We start from the raw sequence: 15,622 nt of genomic DNA on the forward strand, positions 1-15,622 counted from the left end.
GCCGGGCGGGAGATCAGCCGGGCGGGAGCCGGACCGTGACGATCAGCCCGCCGCCGGGCCGCGGCGCCGCGTACACGGCGCCCCGGTGCGCCAGCACCACCGACCGGACGATCGACAGCCCGAGCCCGGCGCCCTTGGCCGACTCGACGCGGTCGGCGTTCAGCCGCCGGAACGGCTCGAACAGCCGCTCCACCTCGTAGGCGGGCACGGCCGGGCCGGTGTTCTCGACCTGGATGGTGGCGTAGCCCTCCAGCATGCCGGTGCGGATCCACAGCTCGCCGCCGTCCTCGACGTTGTGCTTGATCGCGTTCTCGACGAGGTTGGACACCAGGTGCTCCAGCAGCACCGGGTCGCCGAGCGCCTCCCCCGACGTCAGCTCTGGATGGACGGCCACGTCGAGGTCGTGGTCGCGGCGCGCCGAGTGCTCCAGCACGGTCGTGGCCACCTCGGCCAGGTCGACCGGGGTGCGGGTGGCGAGCTCCCGCTCGCTGCGGGCGAGCAGCAGCAGGCCCTCGATGAGGCGCTCGTGCCGGGCGTTGGTCGCGAGGAGCGTCCGGCCGACGGCGCGCAGGTCGTCGGAGACGTCCGGGTCGCCGAGCGCGACCTCCAGCAGCGTCCGGTTGATCGCGAGGGGGGTGCGCAGCTCGTGGGAGGCGTTCGCGACGAACCGGCGCTGCGAGTCGAACGCCATCCCGAGCCGTTCGAGCATGGCGTCGAAGGTGTCGGCCAGCTCCTTGATCTCGTCGTCCGGGCCCTCCAGCGCGATCCGCTCGTGCAGCGTGCTCTCCGACAGCCGGCGCGCGGTGGTGGTGACCCGCTGCAGCGGGCTGAGCGCCCGGTCGGCGACGAACCAGCCGAGCACCAGCGTGATCACCCCGACGCCGCCGAGCGCGAGCAGCGACCGGCCGACCAGCTGCCGCATCGTCTGCTCGACGAACTGGCGCTGCAGCGCGGCGGCCTCCTCGTCGGAGATGTTGAAGCCGATCACCTTGACGCCGCCGAGGATGTCGGCCATCAGCACCGACATCACGAACAGCAGCAGCGCGCCCGCCATGAAGAACAGCAGCCCGTACAGGAGGGTGAGGCGCAGCCGTACGCTCATCCGCGGCAGCGCCTTCATGTCGCCGAACGTCCCGCCGCCGTCGCCGCGCCATCCCACGCCCTTGGGCGCCTGGGCGGGCTGCGGGACCTGCTGCGGGCCGGGCCGCCGCCACGGGCCACTGCCGCCGCCGGGCTTGTCCGGGCCGCCCTTGGGCGCGGGTTCGGTGGTCACAGCCGGTACCCCACGCCGGGCACGGTCTCGATCACCGGCGGGTCGCCGAGTTTCTTGCGGAGCGTCATCATCGTGACGCGGACGACGTTGGTGAACGGGTCGATGTGCTCGTCCCAGGCCTTCTCCAGGAGCTGCTCGGAGCTGACGACGGCGCCGTCCGCGCTGAGCAGGACCTCCAGGACGGCGAACTCCTTCCGGGTCAGCTCGACGGGGCGGCCGTCCCGGGCGACCTCGCGGCGGGCCGGGTCGAGGCTGATCCCGGCGCGCTCCAGGACGGGCGGCAGCGGCGCGGCGGCGCGCCGGCCGAGGGCCCGCACCCGGGCGATGAGCTCGGCGAACGCGAACGGCTTGGCGAGGTAGTCGTCGGCGCCGATGGACAGGCCCTCGACCCGGTCGCCGAGCTCGCCCGCGGCGGTCAGCATGATGATCCGCGCCGGGTAGCGCTGCGCGACGAGGTGCTTGCAGACGTCGTCGCCGTGGACCTTGGGAAGGTCGCGGTCCAGGACGATGACGTCGTACTCGTTGACGCCGGCCCGCTCCAGCGCGCCGGCGCCGTCGTAGGCCACGTCCACGGCCAGCGTCTCCCTGCGCAGGCCGGTGGCGATGGCGTCGGCGAGCACCCGCTCGTCCTCGACGACTAGAACACGCACGAGGTCCCCCTCCATGGGCCGGGACGCGGTCCGCCCCGGCCTCCAGGTATGCCACGGGCACCGTAAGACGCCCGTAAACACCTGTTCAGATGATCGTTGAGCGCACCGTGGTGGCAGTGGCGCAAGAATCCGCGAAAATTGCACAGGCGTTCAGGTTTACCTTCAGCCTAGGCCTGGGTAGACATGGGCACGATCCGGGAGGAGGCCTATGGGCGAGTTGTCACGCATGATCCAGCAGCGACTCGATGACGCGTACGCGTCGCTGCGCAGCGCCCATGCAGAGGGTGACACCTACCTGGCGGACATTCGCCAGGAGGAGATCAACGACCTGCGCCGGATCGCAGCGAACAACGACATCGGTGTAGAGCCACCCCGCTGCGACTGAAGCCGCTCGAACGACACCTGAGCCCGGGACCCGCGCGGTCCCGGGCTCTCCGTTCCCGGTCGTGGATCAGTCGCCGAGCGGGTCCAGCGGGGCCAGGAGGTCGTGCAGGGCCTCGAACGTGCCCGGGCCTGCGGCGATGGCGAGTTCGGGGCCGGGCACGGCGCCGTGCAGGCCCTCGACGCGCCCGCCCGCCTCCCGGACGATCAGCCCGCCCGCGGCGATGTCCCACGCCTGGACGCCGCGCTCGTAGTAGGCGTCGACCCGTCCGGCCGCGAGCGAGCACAGGTCGACGCAGCAGGACCCGGCGCGCCGGATGTCGCGGACGTTCGGCAGCACGCCCGTGAGGACCCGCGCCTGCCTGGCCCGCCGCCCCGACGCGTAGCCGAACCCCGTTGCCACCAGCGCCTTGTCGAGCGGCACCCGAGAATTCACGTGGAGTTCGCGCGTGCCGGAAGCGGTGTGCTGGAGCGCGCCCGCGCCGCGCACGGCCGTGTACGCCTCGCCCCGGCGCGGGATCTCCACGACCCCGGCGACGGCGACGCCGTCCACCTCGGCGGCGATGCTGACCGCCCAGTCGGGCAGGTCGTAGAGGTAGTTGACGGTCCCGTCGATGGGGTCGATCACCCAGCGGACGCCGCTGGCGCCGGCCTGGTCGCCGCCCTCCTCGCCGAGGAACGCATCGCCCGGCCGCGCCGCCCTGATCCGCTCGACGATCAGCTGCTCGGCGGCGCGGTCCATCTGGGTGACGACGTCGGTCGGGGACGACTTGGTCTGCACGACGTCCGGGCCGTCCACCGGACGCTTGTCGACCAGCATCCGCCCGGCCTCCCGCGCGGTCGCGACGGCCAGCTCCAGGAGCTCGTCCGGCAGGCTCATGGTGCCTCGGCCAGCAGGTGGCGGGGCAGGGCGGCGAAGCGCGGGTCGGTGCCGGGGGTGGCGGCGCGCGCGAACGCGATGCCGAGGCCGGCGGCGCGTTCGGCGGCCTCGACGTCGAGGTCGAACTTGACCTCCATGTGGTCGGACACGAACCCGATCGGCACGACCGCGACGGCGCGGACGCCCTCCCCGTGCAGCTTCTCCAGATGGTCGGTGATCTGCGGTTCCAGCCATGGCTGGGACGGGGGGCCGCTGCGGCTCTGGTAGACGAGGTCCCACGGCGTGCCAGGGGCCGCCTTCTGCGCGACGGTCCGCGCGGCAGTCTCCAGCTCATCGGCGTACAGGTCCCTGTTGGGCTGGGACAGCGGGACGCTGTGCGCGGTGAAGACCAGCCGTGCGTCTTCGGGGAGACGGCTCATGGCGTCCTTCGCGGCGTCCACGAACGGGTCGATGAAGCCTGGCCTGTCGCAGTAGACGGGGAGCTTGTCGATCTCAGGCGCGTCCGGCACCTCTTCGCGCGCGCGCGCAATGTCGTTGAGGTACTGGTCGTTGGTGGAGTAGCCGCTGTAGGCGGACGTGACGAACGCGGCCGCCCGGCGCACACCGTCGGCCTTCATCTGCCGGACGGTGTCGGCCAGGTACGGGGTCCAGTTCCGGTTGCCCCAGTAGACGGGCAGATCCACGCCGTGGGCGGCGAGGTCGGCCTCGATCGCGGCCTTGAGGTCGCGGCACAGCTGGTTGATGGGGCTGACCCCGCCGAACCGGAAGTAGTGCTCCCCCACCACTTCCAGGCGCTCCCGGGGGATGTTCCGGCCGCGGGTCACGTTCTCCAGGAACGGGATCACGTCCTCGGGCCCCTCCGGCCCCCCGAAGGACAGCAGAAGCAACGCGTCATAGGACGTCATGCCTCCATCCAATCAGCTGAACCTCGTGGCGTACGCGCGGGCCAAGCTGAGGACCTTCTGGACGTACCAGTGCGCATGGTTGTACTGGTACACCGCTCTGTAAAGCTGCTTTCCGCCTCTGCCCGCACCGTTCGCGCACAGGTATTTCGCGGCTCCGGGGATGGCGTCGTAGGGGTTCATGATGTCGGCCCTGCCGTCGCGGTCGCCGTCCACCCCGTACGCCTTCCAGGTCGCGGGCATGAACTGCATCGGGCCGAGCGCGCCCGCGCTGGAGGGGCCCGCGTTGCGGCCGTGGTCGCTCTCGACCTGGCCGATCGCGGCGAGGACCGTCCAGGACAGCCCCCGGCAGGTGGTGGCCGCCTGCTTGTAGAGGTCCAGGTAGCCGCTCGGGCGGCCGCCGTCGCCGGGCGTCTGGTACTCGTGCAGGTTGACGACGTTCGTACCGGGCCCGAGGACCTTGGTCACGGCCTGGACGACCTTGGCCGGGCTCACTCCGGGCGCGTTGACCAGGAGCGCCACGTTCGGGACGAGCCCGATCTGGTTCCCGGAGTTCCCGCTGACGAGCATGTCGATGCCGGGCAGGCCGAGGGCCCCGGCGCCGCCCATCGTGAGGTTCGGCATCGTCCGCCCGATCACCGGGTACCGCATGCCCCGCGCGAGCCCGAGCTGCTCGGCGGCGGCCGGGGACACCACGAACCGGTCGGCGGCCAGCGCCTCCCACAGGGTGTTGTCCTTCGCGGTGCCGGGCGGGGTCCACGAGCGGAACGCGGACGGGTCGACGGCGAAGGTGTTGATCTGGCGGCCCTGGAGCTGGACGGCGCCGCCCGCGACCGCGACGACGTCCCTGACCCGGCCCAGCGACGCGATCTTCTTGATCTTGGCGGCGGGGATCGAGCCGCGGCCGACCGCGAGCACGTCCGGCGGGACCACGCGCCGCAGCGGCGCGACCGCGCCGCCGGTGGCCACGTTGACCGGGTCGCCGGGCGGCACGTTCGGGGGCCGTTGCGGACGCGACGTGCGGGCGGTCTCCGCGCGGTCCGTCGTCAGGGCCGCGATCACGCCGCCGGACGCGGTCGCGACGGCGAGGACCGCGATCGCGGCGATGGCGAGCGGCGTCCTTCCGCGGCGGCGGCCCGTCCCGGGCCCGGTGCGCGATGCTGAAGGAGGAGCCACAACATTTCCCAACGACTGTCGCTTCGGACGGTTCCCCCGCCTTGTCCCTTCCTTCCCACCTGTACCGGGATCATGGGCGAGCCGGTATGCGACCGGATAGTACGGTATCGCCGGATTCCCCCGGGCACTTCCGGCGGAGAACATGAACTTTCCTCATGAACACCCGCCGAGTAGAGTCACCGCATGCCCCCCGTGACTAACCAAAAGTGGCAGAACTGGGCGGGAAACCAGCAGGCCACGCCGCATCGGATCGTGACGCCGCGCACCGCGGGCGAGGTCGCCGCGGCGGTCCGGTCGGCCGCCGCAGACGGCCTCACGGTCCGCATGACGGGCACGGGTCACTCCTTCACCGGCGCGGCCGTCGCGGAGGGCGTCCTGCTGCGGCCTGAGGGACTGACGGCCGTGCGGTCCGTGGACACCGCGTCCGGGCTCGTCACCGTCGAGGCGGGGCTCCCGCTGCACGCGTTCAACCGCCTCCTGGACGATCACGGTCTCGCGCTGGCCAACATGGGGGACATCCAGGAGCAGACCGTCGCCGGCGCCCTGCAGACCGCCACGCACGGCACCGGACGCGACGCCGCCGGGCTGGCCTCCCAGGTCGCCGCGCTCGAACTCGTCCTCGCCGACGGCACCGTCGTGACCTGCTCGCGCAAGGAGCGTCCCGACCTGTTCGACGCGGCGTGCGCGGGCGTCGGCGCGCTCGGCGTCGTCACCGCCATCACCTGGCGGACCGTTCCGTCCTTCCTCCTGCGGGCACAGGAGGAGCCGATGAGGTGGGACGAGGTCCTCGCGCGCCTGGACGAGTTCGACACCGCCAACGAGCACTTCGAGTTCTACTGGTTCCCGCACACCGAGGGATGCCTGACCAAGCGCAACAACCGCGTCGAGGGCCCCGCGGAGCCGCTGTCCAAGGTCAAGCACTGGCTGGACGACCAGTTCCTCTCCAACACGGTCTTCGGCGCCGTGAACCGCCTGACGCACCGGGTCCCCGGCACGACGCGCTTCGTCAACGGCATCTCCGCCAAGGCGCTGGGCGCTCGCACCTACAGCGACACCTCCTACAAGGTCTTCACCAGCCCGCGGACCGTCCGCTTCAAGGAGCAGGAGTACGCGATCCCGCGCGGGGAACTCGTCCCGGCACTGCGTGAGCTTCGCACCCTGTTCGCGCGGCGGGACTGGCGCGTCAGCTTCCCGATCGAGGTCCGGACGCTCCCCCGCGAGGACGCCTGGCTGTCGATGGCCCACGGGCGGCACAGCGCGTTCATCGCCGTGCACGTCTACCACCGCGACGCGCACGAGGACTACTTCCGCGGCGTCGAGGACCTCATGACCGCGCTCGACGGGCGCCCGCACTGGGGCAAGCTCCACACGCGCGACGCCGCGTACCTGGAGAAGGTGTATCCGAGGTTCGGCGACTTCCGCGCCCTGCGCGACGAACTCGACCCCGACCGCCGCTTCGCCAACCCCTACACGGCACGGGTCTTCGGCGACTAGGGCGCGCCGCTGATCAGGGCGATCAGCCGGCGGGCGCCTGCGGGCCCGCGCCGCCCGGCTCCTGGCCGCCGCCGTCCGGCGGGCCCTCCGTGGGCGCCGGGGTGTCAGTCGGCGTCGGGACCGAGGACGTGGGCGGCGTCGGCTGCCCGGTCGGCTGGTCGGTGGGCTGCGTCGTCGGCCCGCCGTCCGGCGTGGTGGGCTGCGTGGTCGGCGCATCGGTCGGCGACTGGCCCGGCGTGGCGCCCGGCTCCGTCGGGGTGACCGACGGGCCCGGCGACGGATCGTCGTCCTGCGGCCCGCCGTCGCCGCCGCCCAGCACCTGCGTGACGGTCAGGCCACCGCCGCCCTTGCCGAGCGCCTGCCCGGTCGTCGCCTCGTAGATCGTGATCCCGGCGATCACGATGGCGAACACCACGCCCGACGACACCGCGAGCATCGCCCAGCGCGCCTTGGCCCACTCGACCGTGTTCTGCCAGGCCGACCGCCGGGCTGCCTGGCGCACCGCGTCCTCACCGGCCGCCCCGGCGAGCGACGCGGCGACCGCGTCCACCGGGTCCAGGCGCGTCGCGTTCGGGTCGTTGCGTCCGGCCGCGCCACCGAGTGAAAGGTCGAGCCGCGTGGCGTTCGGGTCGAGTTGAGCGTTGGGGTCGAGCCGCGTGGCATTCGGATCGCCACCGGACGGCGGGCCGAACCGGCGGGTGGCGTTCGGGTCGCCGGACCAGACCATGGTGCGGGTCGGGTCCGCGCTGGTCGCCTCGCCCACCGCGCCCTCCGCCGCGTCCCGCCGCCGCGCCGCCGTCTGCTGGTGCGTCAGCTCCTTGAGCCGGCCCCGGCCCTGGTCGAGGTAGTGCTTGCCGACCGCCGCGCCGGCCGTCGAGATCACGCTCATCAGCGCCGCGCCGATGATCGTCCCGTAAACGCCCAGGTAGGACGCACCCAAGGCGGCGGCCGCCGTCGCCGCCGCGCTCGCGATCAGCTGCGTCGTGCTGACGTCCGGCAGCTTGCGCGGCATTGCCACTGGTCCCCTTCGTCCATCGCCGTCGAATCCCCGGAACATGAACTAACCGGGACATCCGGGTTGTTCCTATCGAGAACGTGACACTCACTACGCCGAACCGGTGGAGCCGCGCACACCCGTCAGGCACAGTGAGGAAAAAGATGGACAAGAATCAGGCGGGGCGGCGCCCCGCCGGTCGCGTCACCGGCAAGCTTGGTCAGGTGCCCTCTTCGACCTCGTGGAGGGGGCTTCGAGAGCGGCGATGTTCGGACATGCCGGGTACGGTGCTGGCAGCAGGTGTGTCCGAAAGAGAGACTCGGGACCCGGGGGAAAGGGCACGCATGCGCCCTCGGTGGGCATCGGACGGCCGGCCGGTGAGAGCACGGCAGGCCGGGTCCGAGGTCCTCCGTGCCATCAAGACAGGGCAGGAAGGACACGCATGCAGGAGCTGCGCCTCGTCGCGGTCAGCGAGGACGGTACGTACCTCGTCCTGGCCACCGCGGGCCGAGGCACCCGGTTCACCCTGCCCGTCGACGACCGGCTCCGCGCCGCGGTCCGTGGGCACTTCTCCCGCCTCGGCCAGTTCGAGATCGAAGTGGAGAGTCCCTTGCGCCCCAAGGAGATCCAGGCCCGTATCCGCTCCGGCGAGACCGCGGAGGAGATCGCCGAGTCGGCGGGAATCCCGGTCGAACGCATCCGCTGGTTCGAGGGCCCGGTCCTGCAGGAACGCGAATACATGGCCCAGCAGGCGCAACGCGTCGCCGTCCGCAGGCCCGGCGAGTCGTCCCCCGGCCCGCCGCTCGGCGAGACCGTCGAGGAACGCCTCGGCCGCGGCGGCGTCGACCTCGAAGAGGTCGAATGGGACTCCTGGAAGTGCGAGGACAACACCTGGCGCGTCCGCCTCTCCTTCTTCGACAACGGCCGCCCGCACGCCGCCGAGTGGACGTTCGACCCGCGCCGCCGGCTCGTCTCCCCGCTGGACGAGATCGCCGCGCGCCTCACCGCCGTCGACTGGGACGACGAGCCGCTCTCCGACACCGTCACCCCGCTCGTCCCGCGCCGCCCGGCCATGAAGGTCGTCTCCAGCGACCGCGACCCGGCGCTCCGCGGCCTGCCCGCCGAGCCCGAGCAGCCCCTCGCGCACGAGCGGTACACCTCGTACGAGCGGCCCGCCGCGCCGGAGCAGCACGCCGCACCCGAGCCGCTCCGCGCCGCCGAGCCCCGCGCCGCCGAGCCCAGGGCGGCCGAGCCCAGGGCAGCCGAGTCCCGCACCCGGTTCCCGCAGCCGGGTGAGGCCGCCGCCCTGCGCGAGGCCGTCCAGCAGCGCGAATCGGACGACCGCCCCGAACCCGCCACCCGCACGCCCTCCTCGCTCCGCCCGGCCGCCCCCGCCCAGCCCGCGGAGACCGTCGGACGCGGCGACGTGACCGAGCCGGACGAGGCCGATGAGACGGCGGCGGTCGAGGCACAGGCGCCCGAAGCCGCTTCGCCGAGCGAGCCGCGCGAGCCCGTCCAGCCGCAGGAGGCCCACGCCCAGCAGGACGAGGACGACACGCTCGCCGAACAGGACGCAGCGCCCGCAGGCGAGACCGTCCACCCCGAAGAGGCCGACGACCTCGACGCCACCGAGGCGGAGACGGCCGAGGACGAGCACGACGACCAGCCGGACGACGAAGCCGACCTCGATCAGGAGACCCCTGAAGAGGCACCGGCGGAGGAGGCCGCCGACGCGAGCCCGCGGCGCACGACCCCGCCCGCGCGGCCCGCGCAGCCCGAGCCCGCCGCCACCGCCGAGGACGAGAAGCCCGCTCAGGCCAAGAAGCCCGCGGCGGCGCAGCGGCCCGCGCAACGGCAGCCTGCGCGGCCGCCCGCGAAGAAGAAGCCGGCGAGCCGTCCCACCATGCCGGCGGCCGGGCAGGACAAGCCCGCGGCCGGGCAGCAGCAGCCCGCCGCGGCGGCCGCGAACGGTGAGCCGGCGGGCGCGCCGCGTCCGGCACGGCGCCGCAAGTCCAAGGCCAAGCGCGCCTCCGTGCCGTCCTGGGACGAGATCATGTTCGGCGCCCGCCGTCCCGAATAGCGCCCCGTTCGGCGTCAGGGGCGTGCGTCGCCGGGCGGCGGCTCCAGGAACGGCGTCAGCCAGGCGGGCGTGATGCCCGCGGCCAGGGCCACGGCGTCCTCCTCCGCCATGTCCGTGGCGGAGTAGCCGCCCTCGCCCGCGCCGACGGCCGCGAACAGCGTCGCCAGGCCGAGCCTGCGCTGGAAGAGCGTCCGGCGGACGCGCCATCCGATGATGGCGCCGTGCTCGACGACCACCTGGCGGCGCCGCAGCGAGCCCGAGCGGACGCTGAGCCGCTCGCCGTCCGTGGCGTGGCCGAGCTGGCGGTAGCGGTCCAGGCCGAGCGGGACCGCGAGGACGGCGAACGGCGCGCACGCGGCGGCCACCCAGGGCTGCCCGGCGAGCAGGGCGAGGCCCGCGAGGCCGGCCGGCCCCGCCACCGCGCGGACCAGGCGGCGGCCCCGCGCCGCCGGCGGGTGGGCGAGCAGCGGCCCGGGGACGTTCCCGACGACGCGCGCCGCGAGGGACTCGGCGACCGTGCGCGGCGCGGCGGGCAGGAGCCGGCCGCGCTGGACGGCGTCGCCGAGCCCGGTGATGAGCGCGCCGAGCCGGGTCACCCCGGCGGTCCGCTCGAACGGGTTGTCGGCGAGCTCCACCCCGCGCAGCCGCCGCCGTTCGAGGGAGACGCTGCGCCGGGTGAGGATGCCGCGCTCCACGACGACGGAGCCGTCCCGCTCGTGGACGGTGAAGTCCCAGTTGAACAGCGTGAAGACGACCACCGACATGACCGGCATCGCGATCAGGACGAGGATGGCCAGCGCGACGACGAGCGCCGTGGACAGGCCCACCACGTCGTGACCGAAGTCCTCCACCCGTTCCCGCGTGATGAGGCCCAGGTCGTCGCCGAGGTTGTAGACGGTGCCGAGGAGGCTTCCGGCCAGCGCGAACGGCGTGAGCAGGTAGGCGCCGCTGAGCGGCGCGTACACGTACCAGCGGCGCCGCATCCGGGCGAGGACACGGCTCGGCGGGGCGGGCGCGTCCCTGGCCAGGAGGATGCCGCGGAGCCGTTCGGCCTCCAGGCGGGAGACGGCGTTCAGGGACCCCTCGCCGCCGTCCGCGCCCGCGTCGATGTGGACGACCGCCAGGCCGAGCAGCCGGTGCGGGAGGGACGCGCTGATGTCCACGCCCCGGATCCGGTCGCGCGGGATGGTCTTGACCGACCGGCCGATGAGCGCCCGCCGCAGCTCGATGCGGTCGCCGAACAGGACGTAGGTGAACGTCGCCCAGCTCGCCATGTGGAACAGCAGCCCGAACGCCAGCCCGGCGAGGGTGAAGTAGAACGCCGTGGACAGCCCGCCGACGAGGAGCCCCGTCGCACCGGCCGCGACCAGCGCCATGAGCTCCCGGACGGCGCCGACGACGACCGTGAGCGGATGGAGCCGTTGCCCGCGCCCGTCCGCCTCCTGCCGCGTCCGCGTCCCGTTCGACGCGGGCGCGGCGGCCGTGGCGCCGCCGTCGCGATGGCCGTTGGCCCGGTCGTGCGCGGCGCGCTCGCCGCGTTGGGGCGCCTGGTCGCCGTCGCGGACGTTCACGTGGCGTCGTCGCGGAGGTCGTGCGCGCGGTGCGCGAGGTCTTCGGCCAGCCGGGTCGCCACGTCCACCGGAAGGCCCGCGACCTCGGACGACCCGGTGTGCGAGGCCGTGTTCACCTCGATCGTGGCGAGGCCGAGCAGCCGCTCGATCCAGCCCTGCTCGGTGTCGACGGTCTGGATCCGCCCGACGGGGACCAGCATCCATTCGCGGCTGAACCAGCCCGTCCGCGTGTAGACGACGTCGGCGCTGACCTCCCACCGGTGGACGCGGTAGCGCCAGACGGGCGCGACCGTCACCATGAGCAGGCCCGCCGCGCCGACGATGTAGGGCAGCCAGCCGATCCGTCCCGCCAGCCAGCCGGGCATCCCGTCCCATCTGGCGTCGCCGGCCCAGGCGGCCACGCCCAGCGCGAGCCCGAACGCGAGGCCCCACAGAAGCAGATATTCGATCGCCCAATGGGCGATCGCGCGGCGCGACACCCGGTGTTCGGGCGGCCGCAAGCGCGGCGGGTGCGGCCCCCCGCCGTCTTTCTGGTGACTGCGCCGCACCGACGTCACACCGCGAGTTTAGAACGCCGGAGGCGCCCTCCTGTCTTTTCTCGCTGCGCGAACACCCTGGTCCCAGGGGCAGGGAACCCGGTCCCGGGCATGGGAACTCACGGATCGCGGGCACAAATCGCGCGGCCGTCAGTGTTTTGTCAGTGGTCCATGCGATGTTGTGGTCGCGTCCCGCGTCATTGGCCCGGCCCGGCCGGGGCGGCGGAAAAACTGGATGCGCACCACCCCGGACACCACATATTTTTGACTGCCGCTCGGCTGAGGGCGGAGACGTCCGGCGAACGAAGATGAACCTAGGAGATCACATGACGTACGCCATCCAGGCCGACGGCTTGGAGAAGCGGTTCGGTGAGACCCAGGCGCTGGCGGGCGTCTCCCTCACCGCCGAGGCCGGAACGGTGCTCGGCGTGCTGGGTCCGAACGGCGCGGGCAAGACCACCATGACGCGGATCCTCGCCACACTGATCGAACCGACCGGGGGCAACGCCCAGGTCGGCGGGTTCGACGTGATCAAGGACGCGCACAAGGTTCGGCAGCTCATCGGCCTCACCGGGCAGTACGCCGGGGTCGACGAGATGCTCACCGGCACCGAGAACCTCGTGCTGATCGGCCGCCTGCTCGGCATCCCGCGGCGCGACTCCAAGGCGCGGGCCGCCGAGCTGCTGGAGCGCTTCCAGCTCACCGAGGCCGCCGAGCGCGCCGCCAAGACCTACTCGGGCGGGATGCGCCGCCGCCTCGACCTCGCCGCGAGCCTGGTCGGCCGGCCGCAGATCCTGTTCCTCGACGAGCCGACCACCGGCCTCGACCCGCGCAGCCGCAACGGCCTGTGGGACATCGTCCGCGGCCTGACCGACGACGGCGTCACCGTGCTGCTGACCACGCAGTACCTGGAGGAGGCCGACCAGCTGGCCGACGACATCGTCGTCATCGACCGCGGCCAGATCATCGCGCACGGCACGTCCGACACGCTGAAGTCGCAGGTCGGCGGCCAGGTGCTGGAGGTCCGCCCGGTCGACGCCGCCGACCAGGACACGGTGGCGCGGATCGTCGGCGAGCTGGCCGAGTCCGTCCCGGAGGTCCGCGACGGCCTGGTCAGCACGCCGATCACCGACCCGCAGCTGATGCCCGCGGTCGTCCGCCGCCTCGACGACGCCGGCGTCACCGTCGGCGAGCTGTCGCTGCGCAAGTCCAGCCTGGACGAGGTGTTCTTCGCGCTCACCGGCCACCACACCGACGACATCGACGCCGAGGCCGACGAGCTCGCTCAGGCCGCCGACAAGGAAGGGGCGTCCGCATGACCACCGCGACGTTCGCGCCGCAGGAGCTGTCCAGACGGGTCTCCCCCGGCACCGCCGTGCGCAACACGCTCACGCTGGCCTGGCGCAACCTCGTGCAGATCAAGCACAACCCGATGGAGCTGCTGGACCTGTCCATCCAGCCCATCATGTTCGTGCTGCTGTTCTCGTACGTGTTCGGCCCGCCGATGGAGGGCAGCGTCGACGCGTACCTGCCCGTCGTCATCCCCGGCATCATCGCGCAGAACGCGCTGTTCGCCGGGATGAGCACCGGTTTCGGCCTCAACACCGACATCACCAAGGGCGTCTTCGACCGGTTCCGGAGCCTGCCGATCTCGCGCAGCGCCCCGCTCGCCGGGCGGATCATCGCCGACACCGCCAAGCAGGCGTGGTCGATGATGATCCTGCTCGTGGTCGGCTTCGCGATCGGTTTCCGGATCGAGACCAACGTCCTCTCGCTGCTGACCGCGTTCGTCCTCCTGCTGACGTTCGCGATCCTGTTCTCCTGGACGTCGGTCTACATCGCGATGAAGGTCAACGAGCCGGAGAAGGTGCAGATCTTCGGCTTCGTGGTGATCTTCCCGCTGAGCTTCCTGAGCACCGCGTTCATCAAGTCGACCGAGGGCATTCCCGGGCCGGTGGCCTGGGTGATGGACAACAGCCCGGTGACGCACCTGGTGGAGGCGATGCGCGGCCTGCTGGTCGGCGGCCCCGTCTTCGAGCACGCGTGGATCGCCCTGGCCTGGGGCGCCGGAATCGCCCTGATCTTCGCCCCGCTCTCCCTGCGCGCCTTCAAGCAGCGCGCGTGATCTCCCAGGGGGTCGACCCCCTGGAACCCCCGTCACGGCGCAGGGTCGTGCGACCTCCGGCGCTGGGCGCCTACGGCCGCACGACCCGTGACCCCGGCTGAGCCTCATCCAAGGGCGGATCGGTCGAGACGCGAAACGCCCCGGCGGCCGGTGATCGGCTGCCGGGGCGTCTTCGTTGGGCCCGGTCGTCAGGCTGCGTTCTCGGTCGGCTTCGATTCGGTGTGGGCGGATTCGGCGATCTTGGCCTTGGCGCGGGCGTCGTCCAGGGCCGCCAGCTCGAAGTCGGCGCGGGGCTGCTCGACGATGGCGAGCGAGACGGTCTCGCGCTTGAGGAACAGCGCGAGCGTCCAGTCCGCCACGACGCGGATCTTGCGGTTGAACGTCGGGACCATCGCGCCGTGGTAGGTCCGGTGGAAGAACCACGCGGGCCAGCCCTTCAGCTTGAAGCCGAGCGGGTTCGCCACGCCCTTGTGCAGGCCGAGCCCGGCGACGGTGCCGAGGTTGCCGTGGACGTACGGCTTGAGGGTCTTGCCGCGCAGCGACCGGACGATGTTGTCGCCGAGGACCTTGGCCTGCCGGACGGCGTGCTGCGCGTTCGGCGGGCAGAACTCGCCGTCCTGCGTCAGGTCCGGGATGGCGGCGTTGTCGCCCGCGGTGAACGCGCGGACGAGGCCCTCGATGGTCAGGTACTCGGTGCCCTTGACGCGGCCCTTCTCGTCCACGGGCAGGTCGCCGTGCCGGACGACCGGGGACGCCTTGACGCCCGCGTTCCACACCAGCGTCCCGGCCGGGAAGCTGCTGCCGTCCGACAGCTCGATCTGCCCGCCGGCGGCCGACTTCAGGAGGGTGTTCATCTTCACGGCGATGCCGCGGCCGCGGAGCTGCTCGGCGGTCCAGCGGCCCATGTCGGGGCCGACCTCGGGCAGGATGCGGTCGGTGGCCTCGACGAGGATGAACCGCAGGTCCTGCGGGGTGACCTTGCGCATGTACTTGGTGGCGTCGCGGGTCATGTCCTCGAGCTCGGCGACCGCCTCGACGCCGGCGAAGCCGCCGCCGACGAACACGAAGGTCAGCGCCTTGCGGCGCAGCTCCTCGTCGTCGGTCGACTCGGCGATCTCCAGCTGCTCCAGCACGTGGTTGCGCAGGTGGATGGCCTCGCCGACCGTCTTCAGGCTGATGCCGTTCTCGGCGAGCCCGGGGATCGGCAGCAGCCGCGGCACCGCGCCCGCGGCCATGACCAGGTAGTCGTAGGAGATCCGCTCCGGCGGCCCGGCCAGCGGCTGGACGATCGCCCAGCCCTCGTCGTGGTTCAGCTCGGTGACCCGCGCCTTGCGGACGGTGCACTTCGGCAGCACCCGGCGGAGCGGGACGACGACGTGCCGCGGCGAGATGTTCCCGGCGGCGGCCTCGGGAAGGAACGGCTGGTACGTCATGTACGAGTTGGGGTCCACGACGGTGACCTTGACCTCGCCCCGCTTGAGCTCGCGCTTCAGCTTCTTCTGCAGGCGCAGGGCGGTGTACATGCCCACATAGCCGCCACCCACGATGAGGATGTGGGGA

Annotated in this window: 14 protein-coding genes; 5 read left to right on the forward strand and 9 right to left on the reverse strand. The window is 72.5% G+C overall.

The window, feature by feature from the left end; genetic code table 11:
- Positions 1-13: 13 nt before the first annotated feature.
- Together ACH34S_RS17835 and ACH34S_RS17840 are read right to left on the reverse strand one after the other, a co-directional pair.
- Positions 14-1,273 carry a sensor histidine kinase gene (locus tag ACH34S_RS17835; protein ID WP_395953770.1) on the reverse strand — a complete coding sequence of 420 codons (1,260 nt, stop codon included), beginning with the start codon at positions 1,271-1,273 and terminating at the stop codon, positions 14-16.
- Complete coding sequence (locus ACH34S_RS17840; RefSeq protein ID WP_395953771.1) at positions 1,270-1,923, reverse strand: response regulator transcription factor; 654 nt, start codon at positions 1,921-1,923, stop codon at positions 1,270-1,272. Before ACH34S_RS17840 ends, ACH34S_RS17835 begins: the two co-directional genes overlap by 4 nt.
- Positions 1,924-2,131: 208 nt before the next feature.
- On the opposite strand from ACH34S_RS17840, the gene ACH34S_RS17845 reads away from it, so the two are divergent.
- Positions 2,132-2,308: a hypothetical protein gene (locus ACH34S_RS17845; RefSeq protein ID WP_165964506.1), complete on the forward strand. Its 177-nt coding sequence runs from the start codon at positions 2,132-2,134 to the stop codon at positions 2,306-2,308.
- A gap of 66 nt (positions 2,309-2,374) precedes the next feature.
- On the opposite strand, the gene ACH34S_RS17850 is transcribed toward ACH34S_RS17845, so the two are convergent.
- Genes ACH34S_RS17850 through ACH34S_RS17860 form a run of 3 tightly spaced genes read right to left on the reverse strand, consistent with a single transcriptional unit; the run spans position 2,375 to position 5,262 of the window.
- Complete coding sequence (locus tag ACH34S_RS17850) at positions 2,375-3,184, reverse strand: inositol monophosphatase family protein (RefSeq protein ID WP_395953772.1); 810 nt, start codon at positions 3,182-3,184, stop codon at positions 2,375-2,377.
- Entirely contained in the window at positions 3,181-4,089 is a 909-nt protein-coding gene (locus ACH34S_RS17855) for a ferrochelatase (RefSeq protein WP_395953773.1), read from the reverse strand. The genes ACH34S_RS17850 and ACH34S_RS17855 overlap by 4 nt, the downstream gene beginning before the upstream one ends.
- Positions 4,090-4,101: 12 nt before the next feature.
- Complete coding sequence (locus ACH34S_RS17860; protein ID WP_395953774.1) at positions 4,102-5,262, reverse strand: lytic transglycosylase domain-containing protein; 1,161 nt, start codon at positions 5,260-5,262, stop codon at positions 4,102-4,104.
- A 183-nt stretch (positions 5,263-5,445) separates the two neighbouring features.
- Here ACH34S_RS17860 and ACH34S_RS17865 point away from each other — a divergent pair, with 183 nt between their 5' ends.
- Positions 5,446-6,756 (forward strand): D-arabinono-1,4-lactone oxidase, encoded by a 1,311-nt coding sequence (locus tag ACH34S_RS17865; RefSeq protein ID WP_395953775.1) that lies wholly within the window; start codon positions 5,446-5,448, stop codon positions 6,754-6,756.
- Between the two features lie 22 nt (positions 6,757-6,778).
- On the opposite strand, the gene ACH34S_RS17870 is transcribed toward ACH34S_RS17865, so the two are convergent.
- Positions 6,779-7,768, reverse strand: a complete 990-nt coding sequence (locus tag ACH34S_RS17870) for a hypothetical protein (RefSeq protein WP_395953776.1) — start codon at positions 7,766-7,768, stop codon at positions 6,779-6,781.
- Between the two features lie 424 nt (positions 7,769-8,192).
- Here ACH34S_RS17870 and sepH point away from each other — a divergent pair, with 424 nt between their 5' ends.
- Positions 8,193-9,830 carry a septation protein SepH gene (gene sepH / locus ACH34S_RS17875; RefSeq protein ID WP_395953777.1) on the forward strand — a complete coding sequence of 546 codons (1,638 nt, stop codon included), beginning with the start codon at positions 8,193-8,195 and terminating at the stop codon, positions 9,828-9,830.
- A 14-nt stretch (positions 9,831-9,844) separates the two neighbouring features.
- Here sepH and ACH34S_RS17880 read toward each other — a convergent pair whose 3' ends face one another.
- Together ACH34S_RS17880 and ACH34S_RS17885 are read right to left on the reverse strand one after the other, a co-directional pair.
- Positions 9,845-11,401 (reverse strand): PH domain-containing protein, encoded by a 1,557-nt coding sequence (locus ACH34S_RS17880; RefSeq protein WP_395953778.1) that lies wholly within the window; start codon positions 11,399-11,401, stop codon positions 9,845-9,847.
- Entirely contained in the window at positions 11,398-11,958 is a 561-nt protein-coding gene (locus tag ACH34S_RS17885; RefSeq protein WP_395953779.1) for a PH domain-containing protein, read from the reverse strand. The genes ACH34S_RS17880 and ACH34S_RS17885 overlap by 4 nt, the downstream gene beginning before the upstream one ends.
- Positions 11,959-12,263: 305 nt before the next feature.
- Here ACH34S_RS17885 and ACH34S_RS17890 point away from each other — a divergent pair, with 305 nt between their 5' ends.
- Positions 12,264-13,256: an ATP-binding cassette domain-containing protein gene (locus tag ACH34S_RS17890; protein ID WP_395953780.1), complete on the forward strand. Its 993-nt coding sequence runs from the start codon at positions 12,264-12,266 to the stop codon at positions 13,254-13,256.
- Positions 13,253-14,062: an ABC transporter permease gene (locus ACH34S_RS17895; RefSeq protein WP_395953781.1), complete on the forward strand. Its 810-nt coding sequence runs from the start codon at positions 13,253-13,255 to the stop codon at positions 14,060-14,062. Before ACH34S_RS17890 ends, ACH34S_RS17895 begins: the two co-directional genes overlap by 4 nt.
- A gap of 188 nt (positions 14,063-14,250) precedes the next feature.
- On the opposite strand, the gene ACH34S_RS17900 is transcribed toward ACH34S_RS17895, so the two are convergent.
- Positions 14,251-15,585 (reverse strand): NAD(P)/FAD-dependent oxidoreductase, encoded by a 1,335-nt coding sequence (locus ACH34S_RS17900; RefSeq protein ID WP_395953977.1) that lies wholly within the window; start codon positions 15,583-15,585, stop codon positions 14,251-14,253.
- Positions 15,586-15,622 lie beyond the last annotated feature (37 nt).

This window comes from Actinomadura sp. 3N508 (assembly GCF_044326375.1).
GTDB lineage: Bacteria > Actinomycetota > Actinomycetes > Streptosporangiales > Streptosporangiaceae > Spirillospora.

What these genes read in the sequence shown, in the direction of transcription:
- ACH34S_RS17845 (WP_165964506.1), top strand. Translation starts at nt 2,132, where the DNA reads ATGGGCGAGTTGTCACGCATGATCCAGCAGCGACTCGATGACGCGTAC.
- ACH34S_RS17850 (WP_395953772.1), bottom strand. Translation starts at nt 3,184, where the DNA reads ATGAGCCTGCCGGACGAGCTCCTGGAGCTGGCCGTCGCGACCGCGCGG.
- ACH34S_RS17855 (WP_395953773.1), bottom strand. Translation starts at nt 4,089, where the DNA reads ATGACGTCCTATGACGCGTTGCTTCTGCTGTCCTTCGGGGGGCCGGAG.
- ACH34S_RS17895 (WP_395953781.1), top strand. Translation starts at nt 13,253, where the DNA reads ATGACCACCGCGACGTTCGCGCCGCAGGAGCTGTCCAGACGGGTCTCC.
- sepH (WP_395953777.1), top strand. Translation starts at nt 8,193, where the DNA reads ATGCAGGAGCTGCGCCTCGTCGCGGTCAGCGAGGACGGTACGTACCTC.
- ACH34S_RS17870 (WP_395953776.1), bottom strand. Translation starts at nt 7,768, where the DNA reads ATGCCGCGCAAGCTGCCGGACGTCAGCACGACGCAGCTGATCGCGAGC.
- ACH34S_RS17900 (WP_395953977.1), bottom strand. Translation starts at nt 15,585, where the DNA reads ATGTACACCGCCCTGCGCCTGCAGAAGAAGCTGAAGCGCGAGCTCAAG.
- ACH34S_RS17865 (WP_395953775.1), top strand. Translation starts at nt 5,446, where the DNA reads ATGCCCCCCGTGACTAACCAAAAGTGGCAGAACTGGGCGGGAAACCAG.
- ACH34S_RS17890 (WP_395953780.1), top strand. Translation starts at nt 12,264, where the DNA reads ATGACGTACGCCATCCAGGCCGACGGCTTGGAGAAGCGGTTCGGTGAG.